This window comes from Aestuariibacter salexigens DSM 15300, from assembly GCF_000429145.1.
GTDB lineage: Bacteria > Pseudomonadota > Gammaproteobacteria > Enterobacterales > Alteromonadaceae > Aestuariibacter > Aestuariibacter salexigens.
The window spans coordinates 1-14,133 of record NZ_AUBH01000015.1 but is presented as its reverse complement, the minus strand read 5'-3'; the positions used below and the strand labels follow the sequence as shown (position 1 = coordinate 14,133).

At 49.3% G+C, this 14,133-nt stretch carries 12 protein-coding genes; 5 read left to right on the top strand and 7 right to left on the bottom strand.

Translation table 11 applies throughout. The features are described from left to right. Positions 1-29: 29 nt before the first annotated feature. From G441_RS0115215 to G441_RS0115205, 3 genes are all read right to left on the bottom strand, one after another. Positions 30-338, bottom strand: coding sequence for a 4a-hydroxytetrahydrobiopterin dehydratase (locus G441_RS0115215; RefSeq protein WP_026377154.1), 309 nt, complete (start codon positions 336-338; stop codon positions 30-32). An 89-nt stretch (positions 339-427) separates the two neighbouring features. After that, entirely contained in the window at positions 428-3,103 is a 2,676-nt protein-coding gene (locus G441_RS0115210) for a TonB-dependent receptor plug domain-containing protein (RefSeq protein ID WP_026377153.1), read from the bottom strand. 235 nt (positions 3,104-3,338) lie between these two features. Next, positions 3,339-3,788 (bottom strand): MaoC family dehydratase, encoded by a 450-nt coding sequence (locus G441_RS0115205; RefSeq protein ID WP_026377152.1) that lies wholly within the window; start codon positions 3,786-3,788, stop codon positions 3,339-3,341. 159 nt (positions 3,789-3,947) lie between these two features. Here G441_RS0115205 and G441_RS0115200 point away from each other — a divergent pair, with 159 nt between their 5' ends. Continuing rightward, the gene (locus G441_RS0115200; protein ID WP_026377151.1) at positions 3,948-4,850 is read left to right on the top strand and encodes a LysR family transcriptional regulator; all 903 of its coding nucleotides are present in this window, start codon (positions 3,948-3,950) and stop codon (positions 4,848-4,850) included. A 145-nt stretch (positions 4,851-4,995) separates the two neighbouring features. Next, positions 4,996-5,391 (top strand): DUF3718 domain-containing protein, encoded by a 396-nt coding sequence (locus tag G441_RS0115195; protein WP_026377150.1) that lies wholly within the window; start codon positions 4,996-4,998, stop codon positions 5,389-5,391. A gap of 63 nt (positions 5,392-5,454) precedes the next feature. Here G441_RS0115195 and G441_RS0115190 read toward each other — a convergent pair whose 3' ends face one another. From G441_RS0115190 to G441_RS0115175, 4 genes are read right to left on the bottom strand one after another with little or no spacing between them, the layout of a single operon-like run. Further along, positions 5,455-6,336, bottom strand: a complete 882-nt coding sequence (locus tag G441_RS0115190; RefSeq protein WP_026377149.1) for an alpha/beta fold hydrolase — start codon at positions 6,334-6,336, stop codon at positions 5,455-5,457. Between the two features lie 38 nt (positions 6,337-6,374). After that, positions 6,375-8,177: an acyl-CoA dehydrogenase C-terminal domain-containing protein gene (locus tag G441_RS0115185; RefSeq protein WP_026377148.1), complete on the bottom strand. Its 1,803-nt coding sequence runs from the start codon at positions 8,175-8,177 to the stop codon at positions 6,375-6,377. A gap of 11 nt (positions 8,178-8,188) precedes the next feature. Continuing rightward, positions 8,189-9,370 (bottom strand): acetyl-CoA C-acyltransferase, encoded by a 1,182-nt coding sequence (locus G441_RS0115180; RefSeq protein ID WP_026377147.1) that lies wholly within the window; start codon positions 9,368-9,370, stop codon positions 8,189-8,191. 2 nt (positions 9,371-9,372) lie between these two features. Next, entirely contained in the window at positions 9,373-11,499 is a 2,127-nt protein-coding gene (locus G441_RS0115175; RefSeq protein WP_026377146.1) for a 3-hydroxyacyl-CoA dehydrogenase NAD-binding domain-containing protein, read from the bottom strand. A 238-nt stretch (positions 11,500-11,737) separates the two neighbouring features. On the opposite strand from G441_RS0115175, the gene G441_RS0115165 reads away from it, so the two are divergent. The 3 genes from G441_RS0115165 to G441_RS0115155 all read left to right on the top strand — a co-directional run. Further along, entirely contained in the window at positions 11,738-12,658 is a 921-nt protein-coding gene (locus G441_RS0115165; RefSeq protein WP_026377145.1) for a haloalkane dehalogenase, read from the top strand. 6 nt (positions 12,659-12,664) lie between these two features. Further along, positions 12,665-13,432, top strand: a complete 768-nt coding sequence (locus tag G441_RS0115160) for an SDR family NAD(P)-dependent oxidoreductase (protein WP_026377144.1) — start codon at positions 12,665-12,667, stop codon at positions 13,430-13,432. A gap of 318 nt (positions 13,433-13,750) precedes the next feature. Then, on the top strand, positions 13,751-14,133 hold a 383-nt coding region (locus G441_RS0115155), incomplete at its 3' end, for a DUF3718 domain-containing protein (RefSeq protein WP_026377143.1).

Below are 14,133 nucleotides of genomic sequence, written 5' to 3'. Positions count from 1 at the left end.
CGACTATTACTTGTACGATAGTGATTGCTTTAGGTACGAAAACACTTTTCCATCTGCATGGCGAGTTTGAAATCAAGCTCAGAAATACCATTTGCATCATGGGTGGTTAGATCCACAACCACCCGATTGTAGACATTGAACCACTCCGGGTGATGGTTCATTTTCTCAGCGTGCATGGCGATTTCGGTCATCCAGCCGAATGCATGCATAAAATTGTCGAAATGAAAGGCTTTGTGCAGTTTGCCATCAAGCACCTGCCAGATATGTTCAGACGATAATGAGTCATTAAGCATTGATAGTGCATCTGCAATCTGATGTTCGCTGTAGCGGGTTGACATGAATTATCTCCTTTTTTGTATTTCACAGTGCATGTCGCTGATAAAAAAATCCCCGGACAAGCCGGGGATTTTGTCGTTAGTAAGTAAGCTTAGAACTCAACGGCCAATCTTGCATAGATTTGGCGACCACGAGGATCGTGAACTTTTGAGTCAAAACCACTGTTTGTGAATACCTGCGGTGGATCTTCATCAAACAGGTTGATTCCGCCTACGGTCAGCACATATGCAGTGTCGGTATCCCAAATACCACCGAGGTCGATGTTGTACTGCGCATCCACTGTGACATGGCTGTCAATCTCTTTAAAGCCCTGCGTACAGGCTGCTGAGAACGCCGTCCCATCCGCACAGTTCTGATCATCGTCATAAGCGCTGATGTAGCGTACAAAGATGTTCGCACTGTGGTGCTCTTGTGCCCAGCTCAGGCCCAAGTTAGCACGCAGTTCTGGTGCCGAAACACCGATGTTACGGAAGTTTCTTACCCCTGCTCCATCAACGCTGCCCGCCTGCGGGTCGTTAAGGTCGTAAGCCGTGATGTAGGTAGCATTCAGGCTCGGTGTAAAGGTCCCTGCTTCCGTTTCAATACGGTAGCTGGTAACCAAATCAAGACCTGAGGTCTCCAGCGAACTGGCGTTAACAAAGGTATTGTTAATCTGCAGTACCGGACCATTAATTGGATCACCTGCACGAATTACGCGCGCTGGGTTCTGTGGCTCAGCTGACAGGATCGCCTGTGCGTTTTCCTGAATGATCAGGTCTTCAAACTCAAAGTTCCAGTAGTCAACCTCGATCGACATGCCATCGACCGGCTCGTAAGAGAAACCGATGTTGTATGCAGTGGACTCTTCAGGCTTAAGATTTTGGTTACCCACAGTTCGTACTGCGGCAAAAGCTGTTGCTCCACCGAATACCGGGTCACTTAGCTGCTGCAGTGACGTAGAGCCACCGTCACGTGTAAAGATAGTGGGCGCTCTGAACGAGGTTGACCATGAACCACGCAGTGAGAAATCATCGCTGGTACGCCAGTTAAACGCCACTTTCGGATCCGTGGTGCTACCTACTGAACCACCGTAACTCTCGTGACGCAGTGCAAGCTGAATATCCAGCGTGTCTGACACTGGAAGAGCGGCTTCGACAAATGCAGCCCAGACGTCAAGTTCGCCTTTAAGGTCAGGGTTACCAATCAGGAAGGTAAAGCTGTCCTGGTTAGCCAGGTCATCATAGTCCTGACTCAACTGCTCTTCACGGTACTGCGCACCAAATGCAATACCCGCGGTACCACCTTCCATATCAAACGCATCGATAGAAGCAAAGGCTTCAAGTACTTGAAGGTCAGACTTGGAATCGATAACTTGTTTACCTGTAAACGAGTCAATCACGTACTGTGAATTTGGCAGTACTGAATAGGATGTAGCGAACGGGTTGTAATATTGGCAAGGTCCCTGACCCGGCGTGCCGGTTGCTGGATTACAATTAGCGCCCCCTAAGCCTTGAAGTGCTAGCTCAAACTCTGTTCTCATCACGTCAATGGCCGTGAAGATAAAGTTATTGGTCGCATTGACATAACTCATCTCCCAATAACCATTGTCCATTTCACCACTTAACATGGTGCTGAAGCGGAAAGTATCCGACTCAGTGTTGGCCGGGTCTCCCGGAAATCCATTACCTTCAGCGCGGCCGAAGAATCTGACATCTGTGCCAAACGGGTTACTCGGATGCGAAGCAGGTACAACTGGCAGGGTTAAAATCGGGAAGCTTGGCGCACCACCACGCTCAGCGCGGTTACGGGCAAAGCTAAACTCACTGGTCCAGACAATATCATCTGTCACTTGATAATCTGCTTTCACATAGCCATTCACGCGAGTTTCATCAGGCACATATGAGTAGTACGGACCGAAATCAAATCCACAAAAACCGACATTTAAGCCAGGAACAGTGCCCGGAGGTGCAAGAAGCTGAGGATAGCCACCGTTCTCTTCACAGCCCGTCGGGTCTATAAATGGGAAAGCGCCCAGGAAAAATGCGCCTGGATTTCCCAACGCACTGGTGTCGTCCTGCGGACGGCTTAATCGGCGGTCGGAGATAAATAAAGGAGAGCGGTTGGTATAGCTGATAGCTGCCAGTACGCTGCTGTCGTCACCCGTCGCGCCCCACAAACCTTGTAAAATATACTCTTTGTTGTTGCCATGTGCGCCATCCTGATATTCCAGCGTCACACGAGCACCGTCGTAATCACGTTTGGTGATGAAGTTAACTACGCCGGCAACTGCGTCTGAACCGTAAAGTGCTGATGCACCGTCTTTAATCACTTCCATACGATCGATTGCAATCATAGGTACAAGTGAGCTGGTATCGACGAAATTAAGACCCTCGTTCGTCTGCTGGGCGTTTACTACCTGGCGTTTGCTGTTTAACAACACCAACGTCGATGCGACACCTAAACCGCGCAGGTTAATATTCGACGTACCTGCTGTCGCATTCTGTGTAAAGGCATCCGGGTTGTTTTGTGCACCGGTGTTTATCGTCAAAGTTTGTGTAATGTCAGCGATGTTCTTTGCACCGATAGAACTGATTTCAACGCTGTCGACCACTGACAATGGTGAGGGTGATTCGTAGTTTTCGCTGCGACGAACGAAACTACCGGTAATCAGTATTTTTTCTACCTGTTCTTCAGCTTGCTGTTCCTGAGCAACACTGAGCCCAGGAGCAAAAGTGAATTGCGCAGCCACGACGGCGGCTATCGCAGTTTTTTGCGTGCTCAATTTCATTATGTGTCCCCGATAGTAACTTCATAAATTTGCGATGAGCACCGCTGCTACGTATAGGGTACAGGTGCATTCACGCGAATTATGATGTTGTTTTCTATGTTTGAAATATAAACCGTGCCGAACTGTCCCTGATTCAGACACTTACATGATGTTAGGCATAACTTCGCAAGTTGTAAATGCAATGTTACTTATACGTAAACATTAAGATATTAGATGGTCTGACCAGAGGATGGTTTTATTGCTTTATCACCAACATAAGAAAGGTACCGATCATCGCCGGTTTATCCCGCCCTTCAATCTCAACTTCCGCCTCCGTGGCAAACAGGCTTCCCATGGCTTTTTCGCTGCGCGACGCGACTTTAAAATTGAATCGGATGCGGTCACCACTCCTGACTGGCTCAAGAAATCGAATCTTATCTGTACCGTAATTCAGCATGGCATAAGACTTTTCATCAATGTCGACGACCTTGGCAAACATCATTGGCATCAATGAAACAGACAAAAATCCGTGAGCAATGGTTGTTTTAAACGGTGATTCTTTTTCACAACGGGCTTTATCAAGATGAATCCATTGATGGTCACCCGTTGCCTGAGCGAACTCGTTGATTTGACTTTGTTCAATCGTGTACCAGTCGGTAGGTTCAAATGACTCACCGGTTTGTAATGAAAGGAGATTTTTTTTCATCGTTTTGCTCCAAATTGCCTTGTCAGTGTAGATTACCGCACCCAATATTATTAGAATAATGAATAAACAAAATCAAAATATATAACCCTACATGATAGTTTTGTATCTCGAATGAACATAGAACTATCGGTTTAGTGCGAGTGACTCCGTGGAGCTGCAATGAACTTAAACAGAATTGACCTTAATTTGTTTGCCGTCTTTGACGCGATCTATACCGCTGGCAGCCTAACCAAGGCAGCGGATGTATTGTGTATTACCCAGCCCGCTGTCAGTAATTCTCTGGCCAGGCTCAGAGACATGCTGAATGACCCGTTGTTTGTGAGAACCGGACATAAAATGACGCCTACGCCGGTAGCACAGAATATTATTGTACCAGCCCGTCAGGCACTCTCCTTGTTGCGTAAAAGCGTTCAAGAAAGCCATACGTTCGACCCTACTATTGCCGAAAAGTCTTACAACTTTGCCTCCCGAGACCTATTAGAAGCGAGCGTAATGCCACGTTTGATGGCAAAATTGCAGAACAAAGCGCCCAATATCACGTTGAACAATTTTGAAATTGCGCGCAGTCAGGTCGTATCTGAAATGGCTGCGGGCTCATTGGATTTTTACGCCGATACATCGACCTATACCGACCCTCACCTTTGTAAACAGAAAATTGCTGAGGACCGTTTTGTTGTGATGGCGAGAAAAAACCACCCGGCGCTTAAAAATGGTTTGGACCTGGAAACATTCTTGCGTTTAGGACACATCAACGTGTCACATCAGAAGTCTGGTTACGGACCCATTGACCTCGCATTGGATAAGATCGGCAAAACCCGCCGCATAGTGATGCGTGGACAACATTACCTGACCGTCCCCAGCTCTATTGTAAAGACAGATCTGATAGCCTGCTTACCTTACCATCTGGCTAAGCACTACGATCTGGCACTTTATGAAATGCCGTTTGACATCCCCAACGTAGAGTACTTTCTCTACTGGCACGTCAGCGCCGATCACGACCAGGCCCATGCCTGGATGCGTGACCAAATCGCCGAAGTCTGTCTGGCCTTTAACCAACATTAATCATCGGGCGTCACACTGACGCCCCGCAGCATTTGCGTATTATTTAATATACCTGAGTATAGGTTTACAGATTTTTTTTCATACTAAAGTGGACTTTAATTTTTCTCGACGATGAAACTTTAACCAACACCGAGAGGAATTAACCATGTTGAAAATCGTTAAAACTTCCGCCGCTGTTATCGCTGCTTCATTTGTATTCACTGGTACTGCACAGGCAGATATCAATGATGCCTTACAAAATATTTGTTCAATTATTGCTGCCGACGATAAAGGCGAGCTGCGCAAAAAGATGCGCAAGGTTCAGTCCGATTATCGTCTGAAACTCAACGATTATTACTCGGGCGTAACCTGTGGCGGACAGTCTTTAATCCGCACTGCGATTTTAAATAATGCAGTTGAAACTGGCACGCTTATGGTTAAGAAGATGCCAACCAGTGACCTGAGCGCACCTGAAAAGGACGGCAAAACGCTACAAGCGTGGATTGCTGAACAGGGTCTGGCTGATAACCCCATCGCTGTAGAGTTGAGCAGCCGTATCTAAAAGTTCAACATGGTAAGCAGGGTGAGAGCCTTGTTTTGGAACGGCTCCTTCGGGGGCCGTTTTTTATTGCCTGCTTATCGCCCTATTTATCAGTACGTTAACCTGGTCGGCGCACTCATGATGTAACCAATGGGTCGCACCTTGCAATCTGCGTACAGTGATATCAGTTACATAACGGTCAAGACCATCCAGCACCTCCGGTACGAACGCCCTATCTTCCATACCCCATATAACCGTGGTGGGCACATCAATGCGTATGTCGGGAATGCGCAGCTGATTTAGCTTTTCCTCGTCCTCATCCAGAACCAACTGCGGCATATTTTTATAGTATTGCAACATACCTTCAACAGCCCCGATCTGGGACCAGGCGTCAATATAAACCTGTCTCTCATGCTCCTCAGGTTGGTAGGTACGATGAGCAAGACAGAGGTTTGTCAGGAACGCAAAATTGTTCTTCTGCAACTCATTGACAGCATTGTCAGCGATAAGGTCGAGAATGTAGCGACTGCGACGACGCTGCTCCGGATTATTCTTCATTTCACGGGTAAAGGTGCTGGGGTGCGCCGCATTAAGGATCACCAACTGACTGATTAACTGCGGATAAAACGCCGTCAGCGGCCAGGCAAGTGCCCCGCCCCAATCATGAGCAATTAATATTACGGGTGACGATGGCGACACTCGGTCAATAAACTCAGCCAGAATCGAAATCAGATTGGGTACCTGATAAAAATCTTCTGCTTTTGGCTTTTGACTCAGATTGTAACCGGGCAAATCAGGCGCGATGACCCGAAAATGAGATTTAAAATAATCAAGCTGACGATGCCAGCAACCCGCAAATTCCGGGAAACCGTGCAGAAAGACCAGAGTTGTCGTGTTATCTGCTCCCGCTTCAAGATAATGCAGTTCGCAGCTTGATAACGCTATGTGATTAGATGTAATGGTCATAGAAAAAAGGCCGCGTTGAGCGGCCTGTTGTTTATTGATTAGGACACTTCACCAAAATGCGCGTCTTCGAACGCCATCAGGTTATCTGCCCCAGATTCTATCGCTGACACTAATGAACGCGTGCGCGTCATCAGGCGGTCAAAATAGAATCGTGCTGTATGCAGCTTGGACTCATAAAAGGCTTTCTCAGTTGTACCTTCATCCAATTTTTGCTGCGCAACAACGGCCATCTTCAGCCAGAAGTAACCGACTGTCACGTAACCTGCATACATCAGATAATCTACTGCAGCAGCACCTAACTCATCAGGATTGCTGGCGGCACGTTTACCGATATCGTTAGTGATTTGTAACCACTCGTCAACGTGTGACGATACTGCATTGGTCCAGGCCGAGAACTGCGTGTTACCACGAATGCTCGCGCAATATTCCTGCACTTCCTGAGCAAATACTTTGAGCAATTCACCTTTCGAGCCCATCACTTTACGTGCCAGCAGATCGATGGCCTGAATGCCGGTTGTACCTTCATACATCGTACAAATACGTGTGTCACGAGCAAGCTGCTCCATGCCCCACTCTTTGATATAGCCGTGACCGCCGTAGACCTGCATACCATGGCTGGTTGTTTCCAGCGCCGTTTCGGTCAGGAACGCCTTAACAATTGGTGTCAGTAATGAAAGCTTGGCGTCAGCTAATTGCTTTTGTTCGGCATCATCACTGTACAGCGTCTGGTCTACCAACTGCATACAGTACACCGCCATAGCACGATTACCTTCAGCGATGGCTTTCTGGGTCAGCAACATGCGGCGTACATCCGGGTGTACGATGATTGGATCAGCCGGACCGTCAGGGTTTTTGCGGCCGGTCAGCGATCTAAACTGCAATCTGTCCATCGCATAGCGAAGTGCGCCCTGATAAGACGCTTCTGACGCTGACAAACCTTCGATGCCCGTGCCGATACGTGCAATGTTCATAAAGGTAAACATGCAGGCAAGGCCACGGTTTGGCTCGCCAATCAAAATTCCTTTGGCGCCGTCAAAGTTCATGACACAGGTCGCACTGGCTTTGATGCCCATTTTGTGCTCAATAGAGCCGCAAAATACGCTGTTGCGCTCGCCCGGCTCGCCATTTTCATCGAGATTAAATTTAGGCACGATAAACAGGGAGATACCTTTAGTGCCCTCTGGTGCATCAGGCAATCTGGCCAGCACGATGTGAATAATGTTATCCGACATGTCATGCTCACCGGCAGAGATAAAGATTTTGGTACCCGTCAGGCTGTAGGTGCCGTCGTCGTTTGGCTCAGCTTTACATTTCAGCATGCCAAGATCCGAACCACAGTGTGGCTCTGTCAGACACATAGTCCCTGTCCAGCTACCCTCAATCAGTTTAGGCAGGAACATATCTTTCTGTTCCTTGGTACCGTGTGCTTTCAGCGTTGCCATACAACCGGCACTCAAGCCCGGATACATCGCCCAGCTGTGGTTGGCACCAGAGAACCACTCTGCCATCACCGTTGCCATTGAATAAGGCAGCCCCTGACCGCCGTATTCTTCTGGCTGCGACATTGATGCCCAGCCACCCTCAACATACTGCTGATAAGCTTCTTTAAATCCTGGAGGGGTGGTCACAACACCATCTTCAAACTGACAGCCGATTTCATCACCGACAGCGTTAATTGGTGCCAGTACATTTTCTGAAAATTTGGCAGCTTCGCCATAGATCGCCTGCACCATATCAGGTGTGGCATCTTCGAAACCCATGTCTGCGTAGTGTTTTTCAAACCCTAGCAGCTCGTTCATAACAAACAGCGCGTCACGCTGCGGAGCTTTGTAACCTTGCATATGTGCCTCTTTTAATAGACTTCAAACAGGCCGGCAGCGCCCATGCCGCCACCGATACACATTGTGCACACCACGTAGCGCGCACCGCGTCGTTTACCTTCAATCAGCGCGTGCCCTACCATGCGCGCACCACTCATACCGTAAGGATGACCAATAGAGATTGCACCACCATTTACGTTCATTAATTCATTCGGGATCCCAAGCTTGTCGCGGCAGTATAAAACTTGGACCGCAAACGCTTCGTTGAGCTCCCACAAACCAATATCATCCATGGTCAGGCCGTGCTGCTTGAGGAGTTTCGGAATGGCAAATACCGGCCCGATACCCATTTCATCCGGCTCACATCCCGCCACGGCGATACCGCGGTACGCACCCAGTGGTGTCAGTCCCAACTGCGATGCCGTTGCATCACTCATCAGCACGCTCGCCGATGCGCCATCAGATAGCTGACTAGCATTACCTGCCGTAATGCAGCCTCCTTCGATGACAGGTTTCAAGCTTTGTAGCCCTTCCAGCGTAGTATCGGCGCGATTACCTTCGTCTTTGCTGAGTGTTACCTCAACTTTTGACGTTTCACCGCTATCTTTGTCTACCACTACCTTGGTTGCTGTTAGCGGGACGATTTCGTCATCAAACTTACCCGCTTGTTGAGCGGCAGCAGTGCGCTGTTGGCTTTGTAAGCCGTATTCGTCCTGCGCATCGCGGCTGATGTTGTAGCGCTTGGCGACCACTTCAGCGGTTTGCAACATCGGCATATAGATGTCTTTATGCTTAGCGACCAATGCTGGATCAACCGCGCGGTGCGTGTTCATGGCTTTGTTCTGAACCAGTGAAATAGAATCCAGACCACCGGCCACCATAATGTCGGTTTCGCCGGTCATAATTGATTTCGCGGCAGTGGCGATGGCGTACATGCCAGAGCTGCACTGACGGTCCAGCGTCATACCGCTGACCGTTACCGGCAGGTCACCAGCCAGGCCAGCCAGACGGCCAATGTTCATACCGCCGCTGCCCTGAGTCAGAGCACTGCCCATCACGACATCATCAACGCGTGCTGATTCGATACCGGCTCGCTTGACCGCTTCACGGATAGCATGACCGCCCAGTGACGGTGCTTCTAAGTCGTTGAATGCGCCTTTATATGCTCGTCCAATTGGCGTGCGAGCTGTGGAAACGATGACAGCTTCAGTCATGCTTATTCTCCGCGTTTAAATTGTTTAAAAGATTTACCTTGCTCGGCCAGTTTGGCGAGCAATGGCGCTGGTTCAAACCAGGCCTTACCATAGTCGCCCAGTTGCTCGCGATACTTCAGCATGGCTTCATACACGTTATTCACCCCGATTTCATCGGCGTATTGCATTGGGCCACCGCGATAAACAGGGAAGCCGTATCCGTACACGTAGATCACGTCGATATCACTGGACTTGGCTGCAATGCCTTCATCAAGGATTTTCGCGCCTTCGTTGATGAGTGGATACAAAATGCGTTCAACAATTTCTTGCTGGCTGATTTCGCGCTGCTCAATACCGAGCTTTTGTGCTTCCTGTTTAGCAATCTCTATCACTTCAGGGTCAGGAATAGGCGTGCGGTTGCCCTGCTCGTAAAGATATGTACCTTTACCGACCTTAAGTCCGACGCGGCCCTGTTCAACCAAACGGTCAGCGACTACGCAGTAACTAGGGTCGTGAGCGATAAACTCGCGGCGACCTTCACGTACGAAATATCCGATATCCAGGCCAGCCATATCACCCATAGTGAAAGGCCCCATCGGGAAGCCGAAGTCGTAGATCACCTTATCGATGTCTTCCGGCTTAGCGCCTTCCAGCATCAACCTGTTGGCTTCCCGTGAATAGGCTTCAATCATACGGTTACCCACGAAACCAAAGCATACGCCAACCAGGACCGCGACCTTACGGATCGTCTTGGCCATCTGCATGGCTGTTTTGATCACATCTGGCGCGGTTTTATCAGCTTTTACCACTTCCAGCAGCTTCATTACGTTGGCTGGAGAGAAGAAATGCAAACCGATGACATCCTCTGGACGTGACGTCACAGCGGCAATCTCGTTCACATCTAGCGTAGACGTATTCGTTGCGAGAATCGCACCAGGCTTACAGACTTCATCAAGCTTGGTGAAAACGGCCTGTTTTACGTCCATCTTTTCGAATACTGCTTCAATTACCAGATCCACATCAGCCAGGTCGTTATATTCCGTTGTACCGTTCAGCAACGCCATGCGTGCTTCAACGTCTTCGCTGGTTAGCTTGCCTTTTTTAGCCGAATTCTCGTAGTTACGGCGGATAACCCCAAGCCCCTTATCCAGCGCTTCCTGCTTCATCTCAAGCATGACGACAGGAATGCCAGCGTTGGCAAAGTTCATCGCGATGCCGCCACCCATGGTACCGGCACCGATGACACCCACTTTCTTGATGTCTCTGACCGGCGTGGATTTATCGAAATCTGCGACATGGGATGCGGCTCGCTCAGCAAAGAAGAAATGCTGCTGCGCTCTGGCCTGCGGTGTATTCATGCACTCCATGAATAATTCACCCTCTTTGGCCAACCCTTGTTCAAACGGTAAGTTGACAGCGGCCTCAACGCACTGGATGCAGCGCTCGGGGGCATAAAACCCGCGCGCCTGTTTGGCAATTCCCTTGCGGAACTCGGCAAAAAGTTGTTCTGGAGCCTGCGCTTTGTCGATCACTAATTCGCTTGTCTTTCTAGGCGCTTCACCCTTGGCAAGCAGTTCACCAGCGAACGTCATCACTGTAGCCTGCAGTTCTTCAGGCTTATCTACAATGACGTCGAAAACACCAGGTAAAGTTTTGGCTTTCGCTGGCTTACCGGTGACGATCATGTCCAGCGCTTTCGCTGGTCCTGCCAGTCGCGGAAGACGCTGCGTGCCGCCTGCACCAGGCAGAATGCCAAGATTTACTTCGGGCAAGCCTACCTTGTTATCTGCAAACGTAACCCGGTAGTGGGATGCAAGCGCCAGTTCCAGTCCGCCGCCAAACGCCGGCCCGCTAACCACCGCGATAACGGGCTTGTTAGCGTTTTCAATAAGGTCGAGTACCGCAGGTAAAGACGGCTCAACCAGTCCTTTCGAAAATTCACTGATATCTGCGCCGCCGCTAAATAGGGCTAATGATGACGTCAGAACAATGGCGTCTACTGCGTCATTTTCCAGTGCTTGTGACACGTGTTCGATAAGACCTTTTCTTACCGCCGTAGATAGCGCATTAACAGGCGCATTACTCATTGTGATGACAGCGACATTTTGCTGTAGTTGGCTGGATACGACCGACGAGCTTTGTTCACTCATTGTGACTTCCCCTAGTGGTAAGACCTGACTATAACGGTGTGTCAGTCTAGGACAGCTACCTTAATCAACCAAATTTATTGATTTTATAGTAACTAATAACTCGATGTGATATTGACCCACAACCTATTAACATCGCGCCGTGTACGCCAATGGCAAGCGTATCGGGCATTAAAATACCGTTGACAGCGTCCTTCTGGTCTGTTTTTTTACGAGCCATTAACAATATCGGAAAGCTGATATGGACTACTTACGCACGCCAGATGAACGGTTTGACAACCTGCCTGATTACGATTTTGCACCGAATTATGTACAAGTAAACGATGGCCAAGGCGGCACCCTGCGAATGCATTATATAGATGAAGGCCCTCGTGATAGTGAGGTTGTGCTGATGCTGCATGGAGAGCCATCTTGGTGCTATTTATACCGTAAAATGATCCCTTTGGTTGTTGCCGCTGGCTATCGAGTTATCGCGCCAGATTTGATTGGTTTTGGTCGTTCGGATAAACCAACGAGCCAGGACGACTACACCTACGCGACCCATTTAGCGTGGTTGACTGACGGGCTTCAGCAGTTATCCCTGACCAACATGACTTTGGTGTGCCAAGACTGGGGGGGACTCTTAGGTCTGAGGCTGGTTGCAGAACACTCTGAATGGTTCGCACGTGTGCTGGCAGCCAACACCATGCTCCCGACCGGTGATATGAAACCCAGTGAGGCATTTTTTAAATGGAAAGCTTTTTCTCAGGAAGTTGACGTATTTCCTGCCGCCGGCATCATTAAAGGGGCAACAACTAAGCCGTTAAGTCAGGCCGTGTATGATGCCTATAACGCGCCCTTCCCCGATGAGTCCTATAAAGCTGGTGCTAGAAAGTTTCCCCTACTCGTCCCGGTGTCACCCGATGATCCGGAAACGCTAAGTAACCGCGCGGCGTGGCAAAAGCTCAGAGCATTCAACAAACCCTTTATCACCGCCTTTTCAGACTCCGACCCGGTCACCGCCGGTGGGGATAAATATATGCAGGCCAATATTCCTGGATGTGAGGGACAGGCTCACACCACCATCGTAAATGGCGGTCACTTTTTACAGGAAGACTGTGCAGAACAGCTATCAGACGTATTAATCAAGTTTATGAAAAACAATCCCCTACAAGAGAGATAGAAGGTTATGGATCCGTTATTAGATTTTTCCAATGATGTTGCACTTATCACAGGCGCAGGTTCAGGCTTTGGAAAGCTGCTTGCTGTGTCACTGGCCGAACGCGGTGCAAAACTGGTGCTGACTGATATCAACGAAGATGCGCTGACTACCACGTGCGCTGAAGTCAATAACGTTGGTGGTGAAGTCGCCAGTCTGGTTGGCAACATTGCTGATGAAAAGCTGGCTGAGCAACTCGTCAATACCGCCACTGAGCGCTTTGGCAAATTGACCATCGCAGTAAACAACGCCGGCATTGCACATCAACCCGGCCCATTGCACATGATCGATAGCGATACGTTGAATTCGCAATTCGATGTAAACGTCAATGGTGTATTTTTTGGAATGAAATATCAGGTCATCGCCATGTTAGCTAACGGCAGTGGTCACATACTTAATGTCAGTTCCATGGCCGGTATTGGTGGCGCACCGAAAGGTGCGGCGTATGCCGCGGCCAAACACGCCGTTGCTGGCCTGACGAGAACCGCTGCAGTGGAATATGGACGTAAAAATGTGCGTGTTAACGCAATTTGCCCTTTCTACAGCCCAACCAACATTCTCAATATTGATGGCTATAACACCGATGAGGCACGTGCCCAGTTGGCTCAGGGTTGTCCAATGAAGCGTCTCGGCGATCCGCAGGAAATTGTCAATACCATGTTATTGATGCTATCTCCCGGAAACAGCTATATGAATGGCCAGTGTATTGCCGTCGACGGCGGCGTGTCGGCCTGGTAATCAGGGGCGTTCGCTACTTTAGTCAATTAGATGCCCGCCTGCGCGGGCATGACAATAGGGGGACGGGCATAACAACTTCATCCCGTCGTACCCGATTCAAATGCCGCGTCGTACCCGCAAGCTCTTGGTTGGCACCCCTCATCGTCTTGCCCGCAGCGCTTTTGGCGGGCATCTAAGCCCTCCAAACATGCACACTAAAGTTATCACTCCCTATACCTATGTATCACCTTAAGGATTTTTCCGCATACGTTTCTGCGGTGTAATGCTCCTCGTTGAACGGCGACAGCCGAAATTAAAAACCATGTTGAGGATTACCCCATGAAAAAGTTCACTAAAGCTTCTATCGCCCTTGTTTCTATGTCTTTCCTGTTTGCAGGATCTGCCAATGCCAGCATCGAAGATGCACTGTCAAACATCTGTGCCATCGTACAGGCCGATGACAAAGGCGAACTGCGTAAGAAAATGCGTAAAGTCCAGTCTGACTATCGCCTCAAGCTGCAGGATTACTACAGCGGCGTAACCTGCGGTGGCAACAGCCTTATCCGCACAGCAATGCTGAACAACGCGGTTGAAACTGGCGAGCTGTTAGTGAAGAAAATGCCTAAGTCTGCCCTGGACGAGCCAGAGCAGGATGGAAAAACACTGCAAGCGTGGATTTCAGAGCAGGGCCTTGAAGGCTCACCTATCCACGCTGTTATTCA